At 48.1% G+C, this 23,425-nt stretch carries 28 protein-coding genes; 9 read left to right on the top strand and 19 right to left on the bottom strand.

Translation table 11 applies throughout. From position 1 onward, the window contains the following. Positions 1 to 108: 108 nt before the first annotated feature. Both BLS58_RS09940 and BLS58_RS09935 read left to right on the top strand, forming a co-directional pair. Positions 109 to 900, top strand: a complete 792-nt coding sequence (locus tag BLS58_RS09940; protein WP_176764701.1) for a GAF domain-containing protein — start codon at positions 109 to 111, stop codon at positions 898 to 900. Further along, a complete protein-coding gene (locus BLS58_RS09935) occupies positions 897 to 1,112 on the top strand; it encodes a hypothetical protein (protein WP_090398458.1) in 216 nt (71 codons plus the stop codon). Before BLS58_RS09940 ends, BLS58_RS09935 begins: the two co-directional genes overlap by 4 nt. A gap of 20 nt (positions 1,113 to 1,132) precedes the next feature. Here BLS58_RS09935 and BLS58_RS09930 read toward each other — a convergent pair whose 3' ends face one another. Both BLS58_RS09930 and BLS58_RS09925 read right to left on the bottom strand, forming a co-directional pair. Continuing rightward, complete coding sequence (locus BLS58_RS09930) at positions 1,133 to 1,345, bottom strand: hypothetical protein (RefSeq protein WP_090398455.1); 213 nt, start codon at positions 1,343 to 1,345, stop codon at positions 1,133 to 1,135. 13 nt (positions 1,346 to 1,358) lie between these two features. After that, a complete protein-coding gene (locus tag BLS58_RS09925; protein ID WP_176764700.1) occupies positions 1,359 to 1,688 on the bottom strand; it encodes a DUF2642 domain-containing protein in 330 nt (109 codons plus the stop codon). Between the two features lie 199 nt (positions 1,689 to 1,887). Between BLS58_RS09925 and BLS58_RS09920 the strand changes: the two genes are divergently transcribed. From BLS58_RS09920 to BLS58_RS09910, 3 genes are all read left to right on the top strand, one after another. Then, entirely contained in the window at positions 1,888 to 2,643 is a 756-nt protein-coding gene (locus tag BLS58_RS09920) for a glycosyltransferase family 2 protein (protein WP_245723130.1), read from the top strand. Positions 2,644 to 2,720: 77 nt separating this feature from the next. Beyond that, positions 2,721 to 4,019, top strand: a complete 1,299-nt coding sequence (locus BLS58_RS09915) for a nucleotide sugar dehydrogenase (RefSeq protein WP_090398451.1) — start codon at positions 2,721 to 2,723, stop codon at positions 4,017 to 4,019. A gap of 202 nt (positions 4,020 to 4,221) precedes the next feature. Continuing rightward, on the top strand, positions 4,222 to 4,914 hold the full coding sequence (locus BLS58_RS09910) for a glycosyltransferase family 2 protein (RefSeq protein ID WP_090398448.1): 693 nt from the start codon (positions 4,222 to 4,224) through the stop codon (positions 4,912 to 4,914). Here BLS58_RS09910 and BLS58_RS09905 read toward each other — a convergent pair. From BLS58_RS09905 to BLS58_RS09890, 4 genes are all read right to left on the bottom strand, one after another. Beyond that, entirely contained in the window at positions 4,875 to 5,750 is an 876-nt protein-coding gene (locus tag BLS58_RS09905) for a glycosyltransferase family 4 protein (protein WP_176764699.1), read from the bottom strand. The two genes, BLS58_RS09910 and BLS58_RS09905, sit on opposite strands and share 40 nt — an antisense overlap. A gap of 5 nt (positions 5,751 to 5,755) precedes the next feature. Further along, complete coding sequence (locus BLS58_RS09900; RefSeq protein ID WP_090398445.1) at positions 5,756 to 6,451, bottom strand: glycosyltransferase; 696 nt, start codon at positions 6,449 to 6,451, stop codon at positions 5,756 to 5,758. A gap of 14 nt (positions 6,452 to 6,465) precedes the next feature. Beyond that, positions 6,466 to 7,296, bottom strand: coding sequence for a hypothetical protein (locus BLS58_RS09895; protein WP_090398443.1), 831 nt, complete (start codon positions 7,294 to 7,296; stop codon positions 6,466 to 6,468). A gap of 73 nt (positions 7,297 to 7,369) precedes the next feature. Continuing rightward, positions 7,370 to 8,338: a glycosyltransferase family 4 protein gene (locus tag BLS58_RS09890; RefSeq protein WP_090398441.1), complete on the bottom strand. Its 969-nt coding sequence runs from the start codon at positions 8,336 to 8,338 to the stop codon at positions 7,370 to 7,372. 122 nt (positions 8,339 to 8,460) lie between these two features. On the opposite strand from BLS58_RS09890, the gene BLS58_RS09885 reads away from it, so the two are divergent. Both BLS58_RS09885 and BLS58_RS09880 read left to right on the top strand, forming a co-directional pair. Continuing rightward, positions 8,461 to 9,387 carry an SDR family oxidoreductase gene (locus BLS58_RS09885; RefSeq protein ID WP_090398439.1) on the top strand — a complete coding sequence of 309 codons (927 nt, stop codon included), beginning with the start codon at positions 8,461 to 8,463 and terminating at the stop codon, positions 9,385 to 9,387. Positions 9,388 to 9,472: 85 nt separating this feature from the next. Then, positions 9,473 to 10,567, top strand: coding sequence for an N-acetylmuramoyl-L-alanine amidase (locus BLS58_RS09880; protein WP_176764698.1), 1,095 nt, complete (start codon positions 9,473 to 9,475; stop codon positions 10,565 to 10,567). A 101-nt stretch (positions 10,568 to 10,668) separates the two neighbouring features. On the opposite strand, the gene BLS58_RS09875 is transcribed toward BLS58_RS09880, so the two are convergent. Together BLS58_RS09875 and BLS58_RS09870 are read right to left on the bottom strand one after the other, a co-directional pair. Then, positions 10,669 to 10,869 carry a hypothetical protein gene (locus tag BLS58_RS09875; protein ID WP_090398435.1) on the bottom strand — a complete coding sequence of 67 codons (201 nt, stop codon included), beginning with the start codon at positions 10,867 to 10,869 and terminating at the stop codon, positions 10,669 to 10,671. Positions 10,870 to 10,955: 86 nt separating this feature from the next. Next, positions 10,956 to 11,840, bottom strand: a complete 885-nt coding sequence (locus tag BLS58_RS09870; protein ID WP_090398433.1) for an RpnC/YadD family protein — start codon at positions 11,838 to 11,840, stop codon at positions 10,956 to 10,958. 219 nt (positions 11,841 to 12,059) lie between these two features. On the opposite strand from BLS58_RS09870, the gene BLS58_RS09865 reads away from it, so the two are divergent. After that, entirely contained in the window at positions 12,060 to 14,039 is a 1,980-nt protein-coding gene (locus BLS58_RS09865) for a S9 family peptidase (protein ID WP_342705599.1), read from the top strand. Between the two features lie 49 nt (positions 14,040 to 14,088). Here BLS58_RS09865 and BLS58_RS09860 read toward each other — a convergent pair whose 3' ends face one another. After that, positions 14,089 to 14,277 carry a hypothetical protein gene (locus tag BLS58_RS09860; protein WP_090398431.1) on the bottom strand — a complete coding sequence of 63 codons (189 nt, stop codon included), beginning with the start codon at positions 14,275 to 14,277 and terminating at the stop codon, positions 14,089 to 14,091. Between the two features lie 91 nt (positions 14,278 to 14,368). Here BLS58_RS09860 and BLS58_RS09855 point away from each other — a divergent pair, with 91 nt between their 5' ends. Beyond that, a complete protein-coding gene (locus BLS58_RS09855) occupies positions 14,369 to 15,013 on the top strand; it encodes an NUDIX hydrolase (RefSeq protein ID WP_090398429.1) in 645 nt (214 codons plus the stop codon). 152 nt (positions 15,014 to 15,165) lie between these two features. On the opposite strand, the gene BLS58_RS09850 is transcribed toward BLS58_RS09855, so the two are convergent. The 10 genes from BLS58_RS09850 to alaS all read right to left on the bottom strand — a co-directional run bounded on the left by BLS58_RS09850 (position 15,166) and on the right by alaS (position 23,134). Next, a complete protein-coding gene (locus BLS58_RS09850) occupies positions 15,166 to 15,399 on the bottom strand; it encodes a YrhC family protein (RefSeq protein WP_090398427.1) in 234 nt (77 codons plus the stop codon). Between the two features lie 65 nt (positions 15,400 to 15,464). After that, positions 15,465 to 16,166, bottom strand: coding sequence for a 5'-methylthioadenosine/S-adenosylhomocysteine nucleosidase (gene mtnN, locus BLS58_RS09845; protein ID WP_090398424.1), 702 nt, complete (start codon positions 16,164 to 16,166; stop codon positions 15,465 to 15,467). A gap of 71 nt (positions 16,167 to 16,237) precedes the next feature. Beyond that, positions 16,238 to 16,885, bottom strand: coding sequence for a YrrS family protein (locus BLS58_RS09840; protein ID WP_090398422.1), 648 nt, complete (start codon positions 16,883 to 16,885; stop codon positions 16,238 to 16,240). Positions 16,886 to 16,930: 45 nt separating this feature from the next. After that, positions 16,931 to 17,404: a transcription elongation factor GreA gene (gene greA, locus BLS58_RS09835; RefSeq protein ID WP_090398420.1), complete on the bottom strand. Its 474-nt coding sequence runs from the start codon at positions 17,402 to 17,404 to the stop codon at positions 16,931 to 16,933. Positions 17,405 to 17,537: 133 nt separating this feature from the next. Beyond that, a complete protein-coding gene (locus BLS58_RS09830; protein WP_090398418.1) occupies positions 17,538 to 18,167 on the bottom strand; it encodes an O-methyltransferase in 630 nt (209 codons plus the stop codon). Then, positions 18,164 to 19,312 (bottom strand): endolytic transglycosylase MltG, encoded by a 1,149-nt coding sequence (gene mltG, locus BLS58_RS09825; RefSeq protein ID WP_245723129.1) that lies wholly within the window; start codon positions 19,310 to 19,312, stop codon positions 18,164 to 18,166. The genes BLS58_RS09830 and mltG overlap by 4 nt, the downstream gene beginning before the upstream one ends. 93 nt (positions 19,313 to 19,405) lie before the next feature. Then, complete coding sequence (locus BLS58_RS09820) at positions 19,406 to 19,735, bottom strand: DUF1292 domain-containing protein (RefSeq protein WP_090398417.1); 330 nt, start codon at positions 19,733 to 19,735, stop codon at positions 19,406 to 19,408. Positions 19,736 to 19,744: 9 nt separating this feature from the next. Then, positions 19,745 to 20,164, bottom strand: coding sequence for a Holliday junction resolvase RuvX (gene ruvX, locus BLS58_RS09815; protein ID WP_090398414.1), 420 nt, complete (start codon positions 20,162 to 20,164; stop codon positions 19,745 to 19,747). A 1-nt stretch (position 20,165) separates the two neighbouring features. Then, a complete protein-coding gene (locus BLS58_RS09810; RefSeq protein ID WP_090398412.1) occupies positions 20,166 to 20,429 on the bottom strand; it encodes an IreB family regulatory phosphoprotein in 264 nt (87 codons plus the stop codon). A gap of 65 nt (positions 20,430 to 20,494) precedes the next feature. After that, entirely contained in the window at positions 20,495 to 23,134 is a 2,640-nt protein-coding gene (gene alaS / locus BLS58_RS09805) for an alanine--tRNA ligase (RefSeq protein ID WP_090398410.1), read from the bottom strand. Positions 23,135 to 23,425: the final 291 nt, after the last annotated feature.

Raw genomic sequence — 23,425 nt, 5'->3', positions numbered from 1 at the left:
TGGACATAAGACCTATGGGCATAGGTCTAAGCTGTCGATTTGTCTCGACAAGCAGGAATTTCCATACCTTTTATGGAAGATTAAACCAAAAGAATGGAGGGGATGTTTGTGGCCGGCATTGAGACAATTATTCTGGAAGCTATGGACCGGTTTCCCGATTGGATCTATGCCATCGCCGGTGTGATCTTTATTGCTGGTGGCGTCATTCTTATTTTTCAAGTGACAAGGATCTCCAACAAATTTGCTAAAGCTGTCGGGCGGGAAGATCGCATTGGGACGCTGGCGGAAAAGAATGCGCAATTACAAACAGAACTTAAATCGCTGGAAAATATACAAAGTCAATACGACTCATCACTTAACGAATGGAGCATTTACCTTCAGGAACTTAAAAATATCAAGGAGACAGATGACGACAAATTCCACCTATCGGTCCATTTGATTAAGAAGCTTGTCAACGCGGTCCCTAATAATATGATATCAAACTCGGGTTCGAATCATCGCTGTGCATTATGGATGTATAATTCGACGACGGAAACATTGGAATTTTTCACGGGGAGTGCACAGTTTCCCAATGATTACAAGGACGGCGGGCGCGCGTTGGATATAAACAACACAGCCGGAGGGAGGTGTTTTCGAAAATCGGAGAGTTTGTTTATCGACGATGTCACCGAAGATGACGACTGGATCCCCAATGAAGATTCAAAGAGTCATTACAATAGTTTAATTTGCATACCCATATTGAACTGGGGAATCATGACGGTAGACTCCGTCTCTCCCTTTACATCTGAATCACGTGACATTATAAATGTCTATACAGATTTGCTTACACTTGTTATTATTGAGATGTATGATGGAGCTGTTCAATCTACATCTACTCATCGACTAAGGTGGCAAATATGAATATCGAAGAGGTAAACATGCGCATCAGTATTTTGCAGGATGCATACCAGCGAAAGATGGTTGATCGATCTGTCTACCGGATAAAAATGGATGATTTAATTACCCAACGAAAAGCGCTAACACAGAAAAAACTGGACAGAGACCAACGGATGGAACAGTCCATTAGATGGATGAGCCAGATGTTGACCAACAAAAGCCAGGAACACGTATAGGTGTCCTGGCTTTTGTCGTCTTACGCCATGGCCGGAAAACGAACATAATTAATCGCGTCAACCGACAGGAAGACTTGATTTCCATTTCCGTATCCGTCATTGACATCAACCGTTACCACGAGATCTCCGGAAACGTTCACGAGGATACCTTCAAACAGATTGTTGTCGGTCGCGATCTCCACTGTCGTCCCCACCCGATTCGCCAACTCGTCACGAAACAGATTTTCAAACAAAATAAACCCTCCTTTACAGTTCGCTGACTGCTTCAATAACGTCGATACGCACCAGGACTTGTGTGCCGGTGTCATCGACCATCACAATATAATCATCTCTCACCGCGATCAGCGTTCCGGCAACTTCCCCGAACGGAGTCGTCACTTGTACTTGATTGCCTACCAACGTACACAACAGATCTCGCAGTGTATTCGGTTGATCGGGTGGACAAGTCTCCCTGGTTGGCCCACTCATATTGGCATTCCCTCCTCTGGAAAGTCTCAGGTCGAGAAGACTTGTATTTAAATTGGAAAGCTGGTTGAACAAACGCATGGATAACTCATTTTGATTACTGTTCGCCATCATAACCCTCCTTTCCTAATCTCAACCATCATATTGCAGTCATTTTTTTCATGTATGGGATCATTCCTATCTTTTAGCCCTATTTCTTAAAAAATCCTCAGTTGTCCACTAGATTAATATTTATTTTCCCCGCCAGCGAGCAACTTCCGGAAGACGTTGAATACGTTACGGATATAACTCAATTTAGGGGACATTCACATTGAAGCCACCATGTTTAAAAACAGCAAGCCAAAATAACGCACCACTAGCTGCTCTGCCCTCCCCCACCGTCTCCGTTATGACTTCCTGTTATAATATGGCCTCTTACGTGGGAGCAGCGGTCGCTTCCTGCGTTTTTCAGCATACGTCACCGGAGCAGATTCTCATCATCGATGATGGTTCGGAAGATGACGCCTGGCAGCACATCAAAAAATGGCAAGACCAGCCGCATGTGGAAATTTTTCATAAAGAAAATGAAGGGAAAGCGCGGGCGCTCAATGATTTACTGCCCCATGTGAGCAGTGACTTTGTTATGGAAGTAGACGCCGATGACTGGTTGGATCCCGACGCCCTTTCCACTATTAAACGAAAACTGAACCATCTCCCAGAAGACGTTTCCTTATTGTACGGAAATTTTCGCAAGTGGAAACAATTGGCGGATGGAGATGTGTTGTATAAATCCATCGCGAAAGGCAAACCCGTGCAAACGCAACGTGACTTGCTCTCCTACCGCTTTCCTTTAGGTCCTAGGGTTTATCGTACGTCTTCGTTACGCCAAGCGGGAGGATTTCCGATCGTGCCTTTTGAAAATGGCCGTCTCTATGAAGACGTGAGTGTATTACTCACATTAATCAAGAATACACGCTTTTCCTATCAAAATTTCACCGTCTATAACGTGCGTGAGCATGAGGCAAGTATCACTCGAAAAAACCGGAACAAGTGGCCTGCATTCAAAAACCAACTATTTTCAGACTAGCTAAATGCCGTTTCCTATCCCCATGTCAATTAATAAGATAATCAAGCTTAACAGTAGATTTAGAAAGGGGCTAACCATTGAATCATTCAAATAGAAGGATCGGTGTGATCGGTTTGGGTTACGTAGGTTTGCCACTCGCCTTGCTATTCGCACGCAAAGGTTACGAAGTGACAGGTATCGATACTGATCAAGGCAAAATCACCGATCTGGAAAATCACAATAGTTATATTCCTGATATCAGCGATTCGGTAATAAAATCAGCCTTGTCCTCGGGAAAACTTACGCTTACGACGAATGACGAAGCAGTAACATTTTTGGATATTATTGTCATTTGTGTGCCTACCCCTTTAACGAACGACGGGGATCCTGATTTACGCTTCCTGTCAACGGTAAGCGAAGACCTTTTCCCGAGATTGCAAAACGGGCAACTCGTTATCCTGGAGAGTTCAACTTATCCCGGAACGACTCGTGACGTTATCCAACCCATTTTGGAAAAAAGCGATTTACGCGTTGGAGAAAATCTTTATTTGGGTTATTCTCCGGAACGCCTCGACCCGGGCAATCAAAGGCTGAGTGTTGAAGAAATTCCGAAGGTCGTGAGCGGCATCAGTGATCACTGTCTCACATACACCGCTGACTTTTATCACACGATTTTCGAGGAAATTGTTCCGGCTTCATCCGTGGAAGTTGCCGAGCTTTCCAAGCTTCTGGAGAATAGTTACCGGTTTATCAATATCTCGTTTATCAATGAAATCGCGATGTTATGTGACAGATTGGACATTAATGCCTGGGAAGCGATCGATTCTGCCGCCACAAAACCGTACGGATTTACACCTTTTTTTCCCGGTCCCGGGATCGGCGGCCACTGTATCCCCGTCGATCCATTATATTTGTATTGGGTCGGGCAAAAGCACGGATTTCAAAACCACTTTCTCGCTTTGTCAGAACAAACGAACCAGCACATCCTCACCTATGTCACGGAGCAAGTGAAACAGGAAATCGAAAAAAAGAAAAACATCAAGGACGCGAACATTTTACTATGCGGGATATCCTATAAAAAAGATTCCAATGATGTCAGACATTCGCCGTCGCTACAAATGATGCGCAATTTCCGGCAAATGGGTGCGGAAGTTGGCTATCATGACCCTTATGTACCGGAAGTCGTGTTGGGCGGGCAAACCTTTAAAAGTCTCCCCCTTACAAACGAACGACTGGCACAAACGGATGGCGTCGTGATTGGCACCGACCACTCCACATGGCCGCTGCAAAAAATGCTGGATCACGCCATGTTCATCTACGACACGAGGAATCAAACGAAAGATCTCACAGGCAAAGCCAAGGTCATCGTGCTTGGCGGAGGTGACACCGAAAAATAATCTTCACCGTTTATGACTTGCAGCGCACCCCATTTTGGTCATTTTTCCATTTTGGGGGGTGCGGTGGGTCACCAGCGCACCCCACTTTGATTATTTTTTTATTTTGAGGGGCACGGCAACCACCAGCGCACCCCATTTTACTCAATCTCTCATTTTAGGGTGTGTTGGAGCGCTATCCCCCATCTTGAAAGGATGAAAATCAATGATTTCCGTGCTCACGTGCACCAACCGCCCCCACATGATGAACAATATTTTTGCCAATTATGCTCAACAAGAGCTTGAACAAAAAGAACTCATCCTGATCCTTAATCAAGATGAGATGGATATTAACATCTGGAAACGGGAAGCGAAAAAATATCCCAATGTTTCTGTTTACCAATTGCCCGCGCGTATGTCCGTGAGCGCGTGCAAAAATTTTGGGGTACAAAAAGCCACGTACGATTATATGGCCAAATTTGATGATGATGACTACTACGCCCCTCGCTACTTAACGACGGTTCGGGACGCTTTCACCGAAAAACAGGCGGATATCGTTGGCAAAAGCAGCATTTACTATTATTTTACAAACCGAAACGCCTTAGGTTTATTTCCGTCAAACAGCGAAAATTCATATACCACGCGCGTCGCGGATTCAACCTTGGCGTTTAAAAAAGACGTGTGCAAACACGTCCGTTTTACGCCTATGAAAATGGGCTCAGACAGCAAATTCCAGAAAGATTGCCGGATGAAGGGATTTACAATTTATTCCACTGCTCGCTATGATCATGTCGCGATCAGAGGGGGCGCTTCCCATACGTGGAACATAACCGACGAACAACTTATGAAGCAGTGTACGGCGTTGGTGTATACGAAAGACTACCACATAGATAAGAAAAAATTTTCCCAATCGCTCTGACACGCTTCCAACGTCCAGCGATCCACAATCGTTTGGCGAATATTCTTGGAAACCTCCCTTCTCTTTTCAGGATGATTCATCAAGGTTTGCACTGTATCCCGAAAGGCGTCGCTCTTTCTCGGAACGATAAAACCTTTCGATGAGTCGCTGATTAATTCCGGGACAATGCCGACGTTTGTGGTAATGAGCGGCACCCCACAGGCGGCCGCTTCCAACACCGGCAGTGGAATGTGCTCGGAGGCACTCGAGCAAATAAAACAATCGAGTCCCTGATAAAAGCTCACCATATCCTCTCGCGGGACTTTCTCCTGAAACGTGCGGATATCCAATTTTACATTTATATTCTTGAGCGCGGAAGTGACGAGGTCATACCCTTTCAGCTTTCGATAGCCTTGTTGATCTATTCTTCCCACCCAGCCAACAACGAAGGGGCCCGTTTCTTTTTTCCCGGTCGCAGGTTTGAACAACTGTTCATTGATGCCGACCCTCGTTTTATAAATGGGAAGACGCGATTGCAACATTCGAGTGATCTCATCCGAGGCTGTGTTGAGCCCTCGAAATGATTTAAGAAAGCTCACGCTATATTTATCAATCACCCGTAGTGATGTAATACCGACCGCCATTTTCTCGCGGGGGATCCCCGTTTCTTCATTTAATTTTTTTGCGATGTTTACGGACATGGGATAAATGAGGTCATAATGATGCTGGTCGCTCGTCTTTACTTTATTTACATATTTCAGGTGCAGGCGAATGTGCTTAAAGGAAAGGGTGCAAAGATCGCGCGCCCGATGATCAAAAGCCCACCCCCGGCTCCCCGGAACTAAAAGAATTTTCATAACCATCAGCCTCCCGCTATCCGTTTGAAATATTCGATGTGCCTCGCGATTAAGCGATCGATGTTTTCATAATACGCTTCGTTTTTGTTGATCTCGGTTGGCATGGGAATTTTTTTGATCCAGTTCGCCTCTCTTTTAATCGCCATCACCGGCATGCCTGCTTTTGCCGCCTTACAAGCGACGACAGCATCGCGCATATTTTTATGGGGATAAAAATCGGTGGGGCTTAAACTAAATTTTTTTGTGGACATGGCACTCGTGCCAACACCGGGGATCATAACACGAGCGTGGTCGTCCAGGCCTTGGTAGGATACATGGGCATTCGTTTTATTTTTGAAAACGTTTTTGCTTGGCTTGTAAGGGTCAAAATCGGATCCGTGAACACACGCGATGATTTCATCATCATAATCAATCATTAACGCGACCATTTTCTCCACGTAATCATCCGGGTACATGAGATCGTCGTCAACACAAAAATAATAGCCGCTCGTTTTGGGAAAACCCTTGAAAGCCATTTGTCCTCCTTTATTTTTATGGGAAAAAGTAAGTTTTATCTTGCTTTCTTTTTTTAAAAATGAGGGCGCATCCGTGGCTCCGTTCACATGCACATACATGCGGTCGCACTGGTTTAAGAGTGTCGGGATGGTGATTGCTAGGTTCTTGAAGCGACTGGGCATCGTCGCCATACCGATGCTGATCATCTCTGCTTCCTCCTTTAGTACGGCCTCAACCATTGCTGTAATCTGCGAATCTCCTTAACATCGACGATGTTTTTCATATCCGTGAACAGGGGATCCGCAAAGTATTGCAGCAATTGTTTTTTCAACGTTGCATAGTCCGGAAGTTGATGAAAAGCATTTTGGGGGCCATTTTTAACATAGTCTTTAAATCGCGCCGACCCGCTTCTCAAAATCCCCAAGTGAAAGCCGTGATGAGGGCGATAGTGGTGAACGTCCATGCGCCCGAAACCGATCGTTTCTTCCATCAGTCTATATAAAAATTCTTCATCCCTTTTGATGGTTTGAAAGGCTGCTGCCAAGTCGCCGTGATGATGTAAATAGTGTTTGATCCGGTGCTCCACCTGCTCATAATACGGCTGCACCTTGAAAAAATGTAATCCCGTCAACCGTTTGGAGTTGGGCCGAATTTGATTGCTATATGGCAAACCGATGTTTTCACAGTGCTGCAAATGGGATGCCAAAAGCGACGGACTTTCTCTAACGAGCAGAAAATCAACATCGCCCACGTAAACATTTTCAAAATGTCTAAATTCATGCCGGGGGATTAAAAATCTTCTCGCTTTCCCTTCCGCGATGCTTCTTACTTTAAAATCCGCGAAATCATTTTCCTTGACCTCAAAGCGCTTGGATAGCCGTTGTTTTATCATGCGCAGACATGACTGCTCGCGAGCCGAGAGCGGGGTATCCGTAAAGATTTTCACATAGTAATCAGGGTAGCTTTTTAAAATGCTATAGATATAAAAGGGAATGTATTTCGTGTAAATGCCATAGACAAACCCCGTGATGCATATCGGTGCAAGGCTCATTTTTTCACCTTCTTGTTCGTTGGACTGACTCTATATGATATGGCCGGGGTGAATAGTTTGCCCTAGGTCCGTTTCATTCCTTTGGGAAAAATGGGCTAACATTAAATAATGTTTTCAGCCAAACGCCAATAGCCTTCTCTACGGTAAAATGATTGACAATATGATCTCTCGCTTCTTTTTTCAACGACGCGTGTAAATCCTGATCTTTGCTTAGTTCCTCGATTTTTTTTACAAAAGGCTTGGGATTTTTACTGTTTAGGATGAGGGATTTATTGCGGGGGCCGGCCACGGCTTGCACATACCCGACATTCGTGGACAGGACAGGCACGCCACAGGCATAAGCTTCCAGGGCAGGCGCCGGTCCCCCTTCATTCGAGGACGTAATTAACAGCAGGTCGAGGTTTCTGTAAAAGCCCGGCATCTCGTGTGTCTGGACGGGCGAGGAACGGGTGGCTTCCACAAATGTGACGTGGGGATGATTGCGAAAAGCTTTGACGATCGCGCGGTATAATGTGTGGTAATTTTTTACTTTTCGATGTTCGTTCCCGACCCAACCGATGACCATTTCTTTTGGCTGTTGCCGGGTCGCGGCGGGATGAAAACGGTCGCTGTCGACGAAGGGACGAAGATAGGTGACATTTTTATGGGGCAGTTGTTTCTTTACTTCAAGGGCTAAGTTTGGATTAATCGCTCCCAACTGGTCAGGTTTCGTCATGACTTGTTTGCTGAAGGAATGATTGGGCTTGGCGACATCTTGCCATTCCCGAAACGTTTGATGGTTTTTCGTTATGTAATTGTAAGATCCAATCTGGGAGGCATCGACGCGAATGTGCAGCCGTATAAGGATTTGCGCAATCCCTAAACCGAGCGTTGCGATTTGCTCGTAACGCGTATTGATATAGTTGGCGCCTCTTTTGTTTGTTAACGCCGTGATTTCTTTTATCGACATAATATCAAGGTCCGGATGAAAGCGTTGGATGATCTTCGCTTTTTGCCCAAGAACCCACCAATCGTAATCATACACGAGCAAGTGGCTACCCATGATCAACGCCTCCTCCACTGCTAATGATATGAACTTTTCCCCAAATCGTGCGATTTTCCATCCTTGTCTATTTCACCAGGGGCATAGCGACATACGATACCCGGAAAGGAGGTTTGTTCAGGGTGGTACGTTATCTCGTCACCGGCGGGGCCGGGTTTATTGGCTCCAATCTCGTTCAAGCGTTGGTTTCGCAAGGGGCAAACGTCAAAGTTCTTGACAATTTCAACACAGGTAATGGGGATAATCTACGCGTCTGCCATGATGACATCGAACTCATCGATGGCGATTTCACCGATCCTCATGTCGTTAAAAAAGCAGTTAAAGATGTCGACATCATCTTTCATCAAGGGGCGATCCCTTCGGTTCCAAAGTCCATCGAACATCCCATCCAAACGAACCATGCCAATGTAACGGGAACGCTGCAGCTTTTACAGGCAGCCGTTGCGGAAAACGTTGATCGCTTTATTTATGCTGCTTCGTCCTCCGCATACGGGGATGGCGAAGAACTTCCGAAAAAAGAGAAGCAGGCGGGTAAACCTATGTCTCCTTATGCGGTTAGCAAATACGCGGGCGAGCATTATTGCAAAGCCTTTTATGAAAGCTTCGGACTGGAAACGGTGTCTCTACGGTACTTCAATGTTTTCGGCCCCGGACAGGATCCGCAATCCGAGTATGCAGCGGTTATCCCCGCGTTTATCAGCGCGATATTACAGGATCAACCGCCTACGATTTATGGTGATGGCAAGCAATCACGGGACTTCACCTATGTTGATAATGTCGTGGCAGCGAACATGTTGGCCGCAAAAGCACCGAAATTGCAAGGGGAAGTCATCAACATTGGCAGTGGTAAGCGTTGGACTTTAAATCAGCTCGTCAAAAAAATCAATGAAAAACTGGGAAAGGATGTTCAACCCATCTATACATCTGAACGTACGGGAGATGTGAAACACTCGTTAGCCGATCTTCAACGCGCCGAGGCGTTAATCGGTTATCGCCCCACCGTCTCTTTTGACGAAGGGCTTGCGCGGACAATAAACTGGTTTTCATAAAAAAATGAGTGATACGCTGTCCGTCAGGAGCCGCCCCTTTTTGTCCACCCCTTTCATATATAGAGATTGAAAGGGGTTGTCTTTTTTGCAAAGAATCTATATTGACCCGGGACATGGCGGTAATGACACGGGAGCGACCGGGAATGGATTGGCCGAGAAAGATATCGTGCTCGATATTGGCTACCAGATGAGCGTTTATCTGCGTCAAAATTACGAGGGCATGTATCGGCGAATGTCCCGGACCGATGATACGTCTGTTTCCCTACAAGCGCGGACAGATAACGCGAACAACTGGGGGGCTGACGTGTTTATATCGATCCATGCCAATGCCTTTAATGGGAACGCGCGAGGATTTGAGACGTACATTCATAATAGCATCCCGACGGGAGCGAATAATCTCCAGGCTGATATGCATCCGCAGATTTTAAATGAGATGCTGGGATACGATGCTTCTATCCCCGACCGCGGCCAGCAATCGGCCAACTTCCATGTCTTAAGGGAGACGCAAATGACCGCGATTTTGACGGAAAATTTGTTTATCGATCATGCCGCAGACGCCGAGTTGTTGCAAGATCCGGCTTTTATTTCAGCCGTAGCCGCGGCACATGCTGAAGCCGTTGCCGACTATTTAGGTTTAACGCCGATTGATAATGGTGACGGTGATGGCGATGATGAGAACGGAAACGACGATAACGGTGATGATGGCTTTACGTTCCAACACTGGAACGGAGCGATCATCGGCGATGGCGATCAAGGTGATCACGTCGAAGAAGTACAGGAACGCTTGGTTAACCTCGGTTACAGTCTGCCGCAGTTCGGAATTGACGGTATTTTTGGTTCCGAAACGTCCGGAGCGGTGCGAAGGTTTCAGCAAGACGCCGGCATCGGCGTGGATGGCATTCCGGGGCCGGAGACGCATGGCGCATTAGAAGGCGATGTTGACATGGCTTTTCGCTTTCAACACTGGGATGGAGCGATCATCAGCGCTGGCGATCAAGGCGATCACGTCGAAGAGTTGCAACAACGCTTGGTTGATCTCGGATACAGCTTGCCGCAATTCGGGGTTGACGGTATTTTTGGTTCCGAAACGTCCGGAGCGGTGCGCAGGTTCCAGCAAGACGCCGGCATCGGCGTGGATGGGATTCCAGGCCCGGAGACGCATGGCGCATTGGGCGGATAAAGCGGGTACGTGAATGCTTCCAACCACTGGTTGGAAGTTTTTTATGGCCGAAAACAATTGAGCGGGCTGGCTGCAATTTCCAAACCTGCTTTTAACTTTCTTTAATTCTGATGCTGAATTTCATCTAGCTCATCTTCATTAAGACCTGTCACTTTAATAACTGTTGCAATCGGAAGTCCTTCCTGTAACATTGCTTCAGCAATTTCTTTTGTATTTTGTCTTTTTATTTCCTCTTCTTCCCTTCTCAGCTTTTCAAATACAGGTTTGAACGTCGGTGGGTCGGGAAATGAAGTATTATACATGAGGCTCACCTCCTCTTCGGCTATGGGTTTTCAGGAGTGAAAAGAAGCAGGCTGGCTGCAATTTCCAAACCTGCTTTTAACTTTCCTTAATTCTGATTCTGAATTTCATCTAGCTCATCTTCATTAAGACCTGTCACTTTAATAACTGTTGCAATCGGAAGTCCCTCCTGTAACATTGCTTCAGCAATTTCTTTTGTATTTTGTCTTTTTACTTCCTCTTCTTCCCGTCTCAACTTATCAAATATGGGCTTTAATGTCGGGGGCTCGGGAAATGAAGTATTATGCATGAGGATCACCTCCTCTTCGGCTCTGGATTCGAACTCTTCTTGCAGCTTTTGGTTCATTTCCTCCGGCACGGTCAATAAATAATCAACAAACGAAAACAACGAATAGGTATACGCTTCTGAGTAGTTCTTGTGACGGATGATCAAATCGAACAGCCGGCGTTTGAATTGATAGCGGTCATCGGCGTTTTTTTCGCTTTTTAGCGCGTATTTACCGGCTAATACGACGAGGGCAAAAGGGTTGCTTGAATGCAGTAGCGTTTCTTCATCCTCATGCCAAATCTTATAGGTGTTGTAGGCGTAGGTTAGATTCGTTCCGTGGAAATGGTAGTCGTAGGATGTGGGATGGAACGACCGGTCAGCATCGGTGAGGAGAGCAATGGCATAGATCTTTTGGTTGTACTTGTCGAAAATACGGTAAAAATATTGAAACATTCGTTCCGCAAAATCATCTTCTTTGTCGCGTTGGACCTCAACATGAACAAGAATCCACTGTTCTTTACCGTCTTGCAGTTCCTGTTCCAGTGAGTCCGGTTGCTTGCTCCAATCCAGTTGTTCGTAAAGATCGGGAGCAAAAAATAGCATGAATGGTTCGAACAGATCGGTGATCACTTTTTTCCAAAGGCCGTCATGGTCCAAATGCTGGGCGGGTTCTTCCCGTACGAGCACTGGCATCGTATTTGTCATTATTTTACCACATCCTTCTTTAATTATGAATATCCACGATGTGGTCGCCATGGAGTGAACAACTGCGGGATATCTTAATCCATAGTATACCACGCTTCGCATAATAAAACAAGTGTTCTCATATTAAAGTTCGGACAATTTTTGCGAGAAAGCATGATGATTAATTATCCCGTAATCAGGGAATACACACATGCAGACAAAAACAATGGGGGAATGATGATGACAAAACGTGCCGTTGAGATTGAGGACTTATTTTCATTAGTACAGTATTCCGATCCACAAATTTCGCACACGGGAAACATGTATGTGTTTACCGGACGAATCATAAACGAGAATCAAGACTACAATGAACACATTTATACGCAAGGTCTGCATGAGGGAGATCCTCGGCAATGGACATTCGGGAATGTCAACGACCGCTTCCCGCGGTTTTCCCCGGACGATCAATCGATCATCTTTTTATCCAATCGCAGCGGCACCGATCAGCTTTGGAGCATGTCCACAAACGGAGGCGCTCCCAAGCAGTTGACTTACTTAGAGCACGGAGCCGGCAAACCCCACTGGTCGCCGGATGGTCGTTACATTTTGTTCGCGGCCAATGTCGATCCGGATGTTGCCTTCTCGGAGCAAGTGGAAAAAACAAAGCATGAGCGACAAAAAGAAAAAAACCCGCTGAAAATTGAACGTCTTAAATACAAATCAGACGCCGCGGGACTCCATGATCATAAAAGTAAGCAACTGATCCTTTTTGATGTCGAGAACAAAACGAGTACACCACTCACGGAGGACGCGGTGGATCACACGGTGGGCGGCTGGTCCCCTGACAGCCGCGCGATTGTCTTCACAGCGAACTTTCAGGGCGATAGCCACATCGGACAGGATATCTTTATCCAGCCGCTGCAAAACGGTGAAAAACCACGCCAGCTCACGGCCTCTGAAGGCACCTATCATGGGATTTCCTGGTCCCCGGACGGCACGCAAATCGCCTGTTTCGGCCATACGTATACCCATGACGGTGCGACGCAAAATCAATTATGGACTTTTGATGTCTCCAGCGGTGAAAAAAAGCTGCTCACCCCGGCGTTTGACCGTGAAATCGGAGATGTCATGATCAGCGATTTTCAGTCGGGACAGCATAATCCGGGACCTGTGTGGATCGACGATCATTCGATCGTATTCACGTCAAGCCGTCTCGGTCGTACGGGTATTTTTAAAACGACGGGCGACGGGGAGATACAAACCATTTATGAACACGATGACCATGTCTACACCTTTTCGTTACATGCAAAATCGTCCATTCTTATCGTGGGGATCAGTCATCCCGCCGATCCAGGAAACTTTTATACCCTCTCGCTCGAGGATGGTTCGATAACTCAGCGAACGTTCGCAAATGACGCCTATCTTTCTGAGCTCTCGCTTCAGACACCCGAAACCATCCACGTGACAGCCAGTGACGGCTGGACGCTTGAAGGATGGCTCCTTTATCCTTACGATTTCGATCCGAAGAAAAAATACCCGCTCATTCTGGAAATCCATGGCGGCCCGCATGCCATGTATGGTTATTCTTTCTTTCATGAATTACAAGTGCTGGCGGGGAAAGGGTATGCTGTCCTGTATACGAATCCGCGCGGCAGCCACGGTTACGGTCAACCGTTTGTCGATGCCGTACGCGGGGATTACGGCGGCAAAGACTATTCCGATCTCATGGCATTCCTCGATAACACACTGGACCGGTATTCTTTTATAGATGACACGCGTTTAGGGGTGACAGGCGGAAGTTACGGCGGGTTTATGACGAATTGGATCGTCACGCACACCAATCGCTTCAAAGCTGCTGTGACACAGCGCTCAATAGCCAATTGGCTCAGCTTCTACGGCGTAAGTGATATCGGCTATTATTTTACGAAATGGGAAATCGGCGCGCATTTACTTGATGATCCGGAAAAATTATGGGATCATTCACCGTTAAAATATGCGCGGGACGTAGAGACACCGCTGCTCATTTTGCACGGGGAAAATGACCTGCGCTGTCCGATTGAACAGGCGGAACAGTGGTTCACGGTACTCAAGTATTACGATAAAGAAGCCGTTTTCGTTCGTTTCCCCGAAGCGAATCATGAACTGAGCCGCAATGGCCCTCCGCGCTTGCGACGAGCGCGTCTCGAGGAAATCGTTCAGTGGTTCGACCACTATTTATAAAAAAATAAAGCGTTGTGTACGGCACATTATTCGCACACAACGCTTCCTCCTATTCCGAGATAGAATCATCTTTTGACTTTCGCTTATCTTTTTCCTCGCGTTCGTTCTTTTTCACTTCTTCATCGGGAACCGGATCGTTACGGGCATCCTCCTCGAGGTCGTTATCCGCTGGCTTGAATTTCACTTTCGCTTCCCCCTGAACGCGCAAACGGTCCTTTTCTTTGCGGCTGCGTCTCATTGCCATCACCTCTGTGGATCATAATTCCACAAATCGACGGATTTTAAACGCTTAAAAATGCTAAACTATAATTAAAGGGGTGAACGTGATCATGTCTGAACAAATCAATCAAGTATTTTCGTTTTTAAAGCGACGGGAACCGGGCATCATTGGTGAAAGCGAAGCGCAGCAATCCGCAGTGGCGGTGCCGATTGTGCACGAAGATGAACAGCCATCCATCCTTTTGCAAATTCGCAGTCAAGCGTTGAAAGACCAGCCCGGGGACATTAGTTTTCCGGGCGGGAAAATGGAAGACGATGATTTAACCTCGGTGGAAACAGCCGCGCGGGAATTGTGCGAGGAAACCGGTATCAAGCGCTTCAACGCCGCTCATATCTCGGCGCTGGATAAATGGATGACGCCATACGGGATGATTATTTATCCCCATGTTTTCTCGGTTACGGAAACGTCATTTACGCCCAATGAAGAGGTTGAAGAGTTGTTCACAGTCCCGCTTAATACCCTCATGAAGCAAACGCCGGAAACGTATCATATTTCCTCCTCGGCCGATATACCGGAAGATTTTCCATTTGAAAAAATCGAGGGAGGGAAAAACTATCAGTTTCGACGGACCGTCTTCCCGGAGGTTTTTTACGAATATGAAGGCAAGCACATTTGGGGACTCACCGCTCGTATCCTCCAGCATTTTCTGCGCATGGTCGAGAGGTCAAGTTTAGAAGTGAAAGGTGGGAAATAAAGAAAACTTGGCTTATCGCCAAGCCTTTAAGGCGATAAGCCTTAGTTGCACTGATGCAGGATAAGAAAGTGGTTTATACTTTCTTACCTGCAGAAAAAAGCCCAAGCCCTCTCGGGATAACATCCCACTTTTCCCTTGGCTTTAACCTATGATTAGGAATTTTCCCATTCCCGCCTCCACTTGAGACTGAGCGATAAACAGAAGACCGACGCACCAACCAATCCAAACCAAAGGAAGAGGGCAGGCATCGACCTCATCCGGTCGGCTTGTTCGGGGATCAGCCAGCCGATGGACATAAAAGCGGCTAACAATAAAAAGATATGGGCAAACGAGCGGTAGTCGTTGATTTTCGTTAAAAACTTCTGCTCTTGCTTCGTTTGTTCCATCTCAGGGGCCCCTCCTTTACCGCCATTCTATCATGAGGACGAGATTGATAAGGAAGGTAAATGTTTCATCCCTGGGCAGTTGTTTCATGGAGAAAAGCGAGCGCGAGACGCGCCGACTGCTCGGCGACCTGTTCCATAAATGTCTCGTAGGATTCATGGGTATCTCTGCCGACAATATCGCTGAGAGCCCGCACGATCACAAATCGCGCCCCAAAACGATGACAAACCTGGGCGATCGCGCCGGCTTCCATTTCCGAACACTTCGCATCGGGAAAGGTCCGGCGAAGGTCCGCAAGCAGGGATTCGCCACTCATAAAAGAATCCCCTGACAAAACGGGGCCTATCGTCGCCTTCAGCTCTGAATGGTGGGCAGCTGCCTGGGCATGTTGGATTAAGCGCTGATCGGCCGGATACACCCTTGGCATTCCGGGAACCTGGCCAAACGAATATCCGAATACGGTCGCGTCCACATCGTTGTAGCCAACCTCCGAGGAAATCACGACATCGCCTACCTCCATTTCCGGATCCAGACCACCTGCCACTCCGGTATTCAAGACGATATCCGGACGATATGTATCCAGCAGTAAGGTGGTGCCGATCGCAGCGTTAACTTTCCCGATCCCCGCCTGCATGAGCACGACGTCATGGCCGTGGAGGGTGCCTTCATAAAACACGCAACCCCCATTCTCGGTCACCGCCCGCCTGTCCATTTGGTTAGCGAGCCAGTTCACTTCTTCGGCCATCGCGCCGATAATTCCGTATTTCATTGTCTTATATCCCCTTAAATGCGTACGCCAAGCCCGAGGCCATCCGATCCCGGGCTTAAAGCTGGCACTTTCTAGTTTTCCTCAACATTCGTCGGCATCCAGCCTTCATCATCGACCCATTCCATCGTCACCACATATTCGGTGCCATCGTGCTCAATCGTTCCTTCTGCCTCATCGGGACCGTCACCGCTGCCTAACCAGTGAAGCGTTGACCATTCGTCTTCCGAAATGCCGGTGGCATACTCAATCGCCGCTATCATTTCGCTCCAGTTTTGACTATCAGAATCAAAGTTAGGTTCGAAATCTTCCTGCTCGGTACCGATCGGTTCAAAGTCTCCATCTTCCGGCGGAGACAACTCGTCGCCGTTATCTCCTTCTTCGTCAGTTTCTGTGTCATTGCCCCCATCTTCGTCTTCGCCGTCTTCACCGTCTTCGTCATCCAGGCCATTGTCCGGGGATTCTTCCGGTTCCGTCGCTTCTTCATCGGGCGCTTCCTCTTCGTCAACGTCTTCTTCGACGTCTTCTTCCACATCGGGTTCATCTTCCTCAAATTCATCATCGGCCACCGGTTCATCGTCGTCCTGAAACACGAGCGCGAACAGGAAAAATCCAATCAGAACCACGACGACGCCAATAGCTGTATTCATTAGTCGGTTCATCGTTTTACGTTTGCGTAATTCTCTGCGACTTTCCCCTCGAAATTGATTTGGATCGTCCATTACAATCACCTTTTTGCGCTATGCCGCCAACCCTAGACATAGCTATTATTGAATATTCACGATTTCAACATCCATATCTCCGCCGGGTGTCGTGACGGTCACCTGTTCCCCGATACGTCGGCCTAACAGGCTCTTCGCCATCGGGGAATCGTTGGAAATTCTCCCTTCCAATGGGTCGGATTCGGCACTGCCCACGATCGTATAGATCTCTTCATCTCCGTCCGGCAATTCTTTAAAGGTTACAGAATTGCCGAGGTTGACTTCATTCGTATCGCCATTGTCTTCAATAATCAGGGCATTGCGGATCATGTTCTCGATTTGGACGATACGTCCTTCGACAAAAGCCTGATCGTCCTTGGCGGCATCGTACTCCGAGTTCTCCGACAGATCACCAAAATCCCTGGCAATTTTTATGCGTTCAACGACTTCCTGGCGTCTCGTTGTTTTGAGATATTCCAATTCTTCTTCCAGCTTTGCCAGTCCATCCTGGGTCATGTAATATTTTTTTGTTTCCGCCATTTTCTTCACTCCTCGAAACCTCCATCCGACGCTTATCGCCGAGATGGGTTATCGTAAGAAGAAAGCAAGGGTTAACCGCCTCGCTTTCTTTGCTCTATCATACGCACGTCATTTAAAAAATACAATTCTTTTTTCAGTAAAACTTAAAACTAACCGCCAGTCCATCGCCCACCGGGTGAAACCACGTATCTAAGTGCGGATGATCCCGCAGCCATTGATTAAAGTCATGCACTTTCTTCGCGATATTTTGTAATCGCTCCGGCGCATTGTCCGGCTCGGCCGCCCAGCCCCGCAGGAAAACATTATCGACAATGATCACGCCCCCTGTTTTCACAAAAGGAGTGAATGTTTCGATGAACGCTTTGTTATGGCCTTTGGCGGCATCGATAAACAAAGCATCATAGGGCTGCTTCTCGGCGAGCGTATCCACATGGTTAAACGCATCCCCGTAGAGCAATGTGATCGACCTATTATAACACGAATCGGCCAAAAATAAATGGGCCTGTTCGTAACGATGCCGGTCACGCTCAATCGTGGTCACGTTCCGTCCTTTGTCGCTTGCAGCCATTCGCAGGGCGGAATAGCCGATCGCACTCCCGATTTCCAGCACATGCCTGGCAGCGGTCAACGTCAAGACTTGCAATAACAGCTGCATACTGTCTTCTTCCAGAATCGGGATGTTTGCTTTTTCTGCATACGCACGCATACGTTCCAATTCACTAAGGTCCGGTTTATTTTGCAATGTGTCCAGGTAAGCCTTCATTCTTCTGATTCCTCTTCTTCCTCGGCTTCAATCCATTCATCACGGTACGTTTCATGAATCTCTTCGTGCTCTTCGAACGTTTCGGAATAGATGACTTCTCCGGTTACACGGGCATAGAAAAAGAGATATTCAGTCTCTTCCGGCTCGAAAATGGCTCTTATCGCGTCTTCACCGGGACTCGCGATCGGGCCGGGGGGAAGCCCGCTGTTTTGGTACGTATTAAACGGATGATCGATGTCGATATCTTCAAGGGATGTCATATATAAATGTTCGCCCTGCGCGTAGGCAACCGTGGGATCCACTTCCAATTGCATGTCGTCTTCAAGTCGGTTGAAGAGCACACCCGCGATCAGCCTGCGATCTTCTGCGGTTTGCGCTTCCCGTTCCACAATGGAAGCCAACGTCAGGACGTCGTGGGGATCCAGATCGTTTTCACTGCCCGTTTCTTCCACGACCTGATCATAGACTTCCGACGTCCGTTGCAGCATCGAATCCACGATGACTTCAAGGGATGTGTCTTCTTCAACAAATTCATACATGGCCGGGAAGAGATATCCTTCCAACGGATAGCGTATATCATCATGTAAAATATCTTCCGTTAAAAAGTCGTACTCGTCCACCAAGTCTTCAGCATAGTCTTCGCTTTCGAGGAGATTCATCACATCATCCTCATCATGATCCGTCTCCTGCGCGATCGTCTCGGCAATATCTTCGATCCACAAGCCTTCCGGAATCGTAAACGATACGGAATAAGCTTCTCGATCAGGGCCTTCTTGCAGCGTTTCCAGGATTTCATCAAGATTCATCGTTTGGTCCAGTTCATAGATGCCGGCCTGGAATTGTGTCGCATTTTGAAAACGAGCATAATAGCGGAAAAATGTGCCATTAACAATCAGATGTTCTTCTTCCAAAATCTCCCCAATGCCTCCGACCGTTGCACCGGATGGGATTTCGACCTCAACAGGTGTATCATCAGTCTCATCCATTGGCGCCATAGCCGCGCGCACGTAAAAATAACCGGTGAGCAGACCGATGAGTACAAGCACGATGAATGCAAGCACGATCCATAAGACAATCCGACGTACTTTCCGCGCATCCCGGGCCTGATTTTTCTTTGGTTGATTCATTTCCTGTTTCTCGCTCAATCAAACCCTCCCTCTCCCAGAAGGTCTTTTCAGATATCATAAGAAGACCCGGGCCGCGGGAGGCCACGGTCCAGGTTGCTGCCCGTCAGAGAATTAACCTTCGCGGTTATCTTCGTCAACGTAGAGCGTTTCGTCATCATCCAACATCGTAGCGATCATTTCCTCGACCATTTCCCATTCTTCATCGGATTCGATCGGATACAGGGAAAATCCGGAAGGGTCTTCATTTGTCTCTTCATACTGGAAAGCAAAAATTTCAACCTCTTCGTCCTCGCGGTCCTCATCCTCATTGACGACCGGCGTCACGACCATATAGGAGCGCTCGGTTTCATCAATGTTAAATGTGAACAGGACCTCGAAGACATGGTCATTTCCATCTTCATCAGGAATAATCACACGTTCGTTTTCTTCTTCTTCCGCCATTTTTTCACCTCATTTTGTCGAGTGAGCATGATCAAGATACCCTTGCAAAATCAACACCGCTGCGAGCTTATCGACGACTTGTTTGCGCTTTTTTCGACTCACATCTCCGGAAATTAACGTTCTCTCTGCAGCTTTGGTCGTTAATCGTTCATCCCAAAACTGTACAGGAACATCGGTACCTTCTTCAAGGGCTGCCGCAAACGTTTGGGTGATTTCGGCACGCGGCCCGAGGGTTCCGTTCATATTTTTCGGCAAACCTACGACGATTTTTTCGACGTCTTGATCATGAACGATTTGTAAAATCATGGCCACCGTGGCTTCCTGCCCTTTTACCATGACGGTTTCAAGGCCTTGCGCCGTCAGTCCCAAGGCGTCGCTGATCGCGACTCCGATGCGTTTGTCTCCTACATCAAGCCCGAGTATCTTCATGTCAGCTCCTCGTTTTCTGTAAATACGTGCGCACAAGTTCCTCGATAAGCTCGTCTCTTTCAAGGCGACGAATCAAGGTGCGCGCATCATTATGCCGCGGAATGTAAGCCGGATCTCCCGACAATAAATAGCCGACGATTTGGTTAATGGGGTTGTACCCTTTCTCTTCAAGGGCGTGATGAACGTTAATCAGTACCTCTTTGACGTCTCCTTCAGGTGGTTCTTCCGGTACATTAAATTTCACCGTGTTGTCTTTAGAGCTCATAGCTTGTTCACCTCGCTAAGCACATTCGTACCTGATTTGCTCCTATTGTACACGATATGGGGAAATTATGAAATGGAGGCGACAATTTCATCAACCGTTGCCAGCGCTTCCGGGAGTTTTTCCGGGCTTTTGCCTCCCGCCTGGGCCATGTCGGGGCGACCGCCCCCGCCGCCATCGCAAATGGCAGCGACTTCTTTCACAATGTCACCGGCCTTGTAGCCGTCGGAAACCAAATCTTTGCTCACCGTGGCCACGAGGTTGACTTTGCCGTCTTTGGCGGTGCCGAGGACGATGATTCCGGTGGGAAGCTTTTGCTTTAATTGGTCCGCGGTCGTCCTGAGCTTATCCATATCACTGTTATCCAGCTGCCCGGCCAAAACGGGAACGCCATTTATATGACGGACGTCATCGAGCAACTGCATAGCTTCCATATTTCCCAATTTAGCGGAGAGTGATTCATTTTCCCTTTCTGTTTCCCGAAGCGTTTGCTGCAGCTGCTCGACTCTGCGCGGAACATCTTCGGTCGATTTGGCTTTTACCTGCGCTTGCACTTGTTCCAGCAATTGCAGTTTTTCATTCAAAAACTGATACGCACCCTGGCCGGTCACGGCTTCGATTCTGCGGATGCCTGCGCCGATGCCTGCTTCGGAGACGATTTTACAGACGCCGACTTCGGAACTGTTGTTCACATGCGTCCCTCCGCATAGCTCAATGCTGAAATCACCGATATGGACGACACGCACACGGGCGCCATATTTTTCTCCGAACAGCGCCATCGCTCCCTTTGCTTTGGCGTCTTCAAGGGTGGTTTCTTCCGCGTACACGTTTGTGGCTGCGGCTACTTTTTCATTGATGATCGCCTCAATCTCGCGCATTTCTTCGCTCGTGACTTGTCCAAAATGGGAAAAGTCAAAGCGCAGGCGATCGGGGCCGACATATGAGCCTGCCTGGTTGACATGATCGCCGAGCACGTCTTTCAACGCTTGATGGAGCAAATGCGTTGCCGTGTGATTTTTGGCGATCGCGGCGCGGTCTTGCTCGTTAATGCTCGCTGTGAGCGTTTGGCCGTTCGTTAACGTCCCGTCGAGAACGACTACCTTGTGTAAGGGCTGGCCGTTGGGTGCCTGTTGGACGTCGGTGACTTCCGCTTTGAGGGCGTCGGCGTAAAGTAAACCTCGATCCGCGATTTGCCCTCCACTTTCTGCGTAAAACGGGGTTTCTTTTAGAATCACAAGCGCTTCTTCGCCGGCGCGCGCTTCTTCCGCGCTCGTATCCTCTTGCACCATCGACTGCACGGTCGTCTCCGTTTCCGTCTGCTCATAGCCGACGAACGTGCTCGCGGCGTGCAACGAGCGAAGGGTCTCATTTTGGGTTTGCATGGAATCGCCTTCTTTGCGCGCGGCGCGTGCCCGTTCCCGCTGCTTTTCCATCGCCTGCTCAAAGCCGGCGAGATCAACGGACATGCCGGCATCCACGACATATTCTTCCGTCAAATCGACAGGAAAGCCGTACGTATCGTAGAGGCGAAACACGTCGTCCCCGTCGATTTGTGTTTTTCCGGATTGGTCCGCCGTTTTGATCAGGTCATTTAAAATCGCGAGGCCATCGCTTAACGTTTCGTGAAAACGCTCTTCTTCATTGCGGATCACCTTTTGTACGAACGCTTCTTTTTCCTTCACATTCGGGTAGTATGGTTCCATAATGTCGGCAATCGTCGGCACGAGGCGATACATAAACGCGCCCTCAATGTCGAGGGAATGGGCGTAGCGAACCGCGCGCCGCAACAAGCGCCGCTGCACGTAGCCTCGCCCTTCATTCGAGGGTAGTGCGCCGTCAGCGATGGTGAAAGCAACCGTGCGGGCATGGTCGGCGATGACTTTAAATGCCGTGTCGTATAGATCAGCTTCCCCGTACGCGGCTGATGTTAAGTTTTCCGTCTCCTTAATGATCGGCAAAAACAAGTCCGTTTCGAAGTTTGTCGGTGTGTCCTGAATGACCGATACCAAACGCTCTAGCCCCAGGCCGGTATCGATGTTTTGTGTCGGCAGTGGGGTGTAGGTGCCATCGGGGTTATGATTAAACTGGGAAAATACGAGATTCCAAATCTCCAGATAGCGATCGTTCTCCCCGCCCGGATAGAGCTCGGGATCATTCGGATCATCCCCGTATTTTGGCCCGCGATCATAAAAAATTTCCGCGTTCGGTCCGCTCGGTCCTTCGCCGATGTCCCAGAAATTTTCTTCCAGGCGAATAATCCGCTCCGTCGGCAAACCGATATGATCTTTCCAAAGCGAATACGCTTCATCATCCTCGGGGTGGACGGTAGCGGACAAGCGCTCCGGCTCGAAGCCGAGCCAGCGTTCATCCGTGAGAAATTCCCACGCCAGCTCGATCGCGCCTTCTTTAAAATAATCCCCGATCGAGAAGTTGCCGAGCATTTCAAAAAACGTATGGTGCCGGGCGGTTTTGCCGACATTTTCAATATCATTGGTGCGAATCGCCTTTTGCGCGTTAACGATGCGCGGATTTTCCGGCACGACGCGTCCATCAAAATATTTTTTGAGCGTCGCCACCCCGCTGTTGATCCATAGCAGTGAAGGATCCTCATGGGGGACGAGGGACGCGCTCGGCTCAATGTCATGGCCTTTTTCCTGAAAAAAATCGAGAAAAAGCTGGCGCACGTCAGCTGATGTTAATCGATTCATCACTGGTCCTCCTTTATTAGCATGAAAGCATGAAAAACCCCGCCCCCGGAAAGGGACGAGGTTGCTTGCTCGCGGTACCACCCTTGTTAACCATTAGCCTGGCCAATGGCTCGCTTCATAGCCTTAACGCGGCGGTACGGCAGGGTTTAGCTGCACTCCGGAATAGCGTTCAATCCATCCATGTTCGGACCCTCTCAGCCGCGGGATCCTTTTCTGTAAAACTGGGCCGGATCTACTCGTTCCATCATCGTATGATCGTCTCTTTGATTTCTTCTTTTATATCGAATTTGG

The sequence above is a fragment of the Natribacillus halophilus genome, from assembly GCF_900100185.1.
In the GTDB taxonomy this organism is placed as follows: Bacteria; Bacillota; Bacilli; order Bacillales; family Marinococcaceae; genus Natribacillus; species Natribacillus halophilus.
This window is presented reverse-complemented; position numbering and strand designations above follow the sequence as displayed.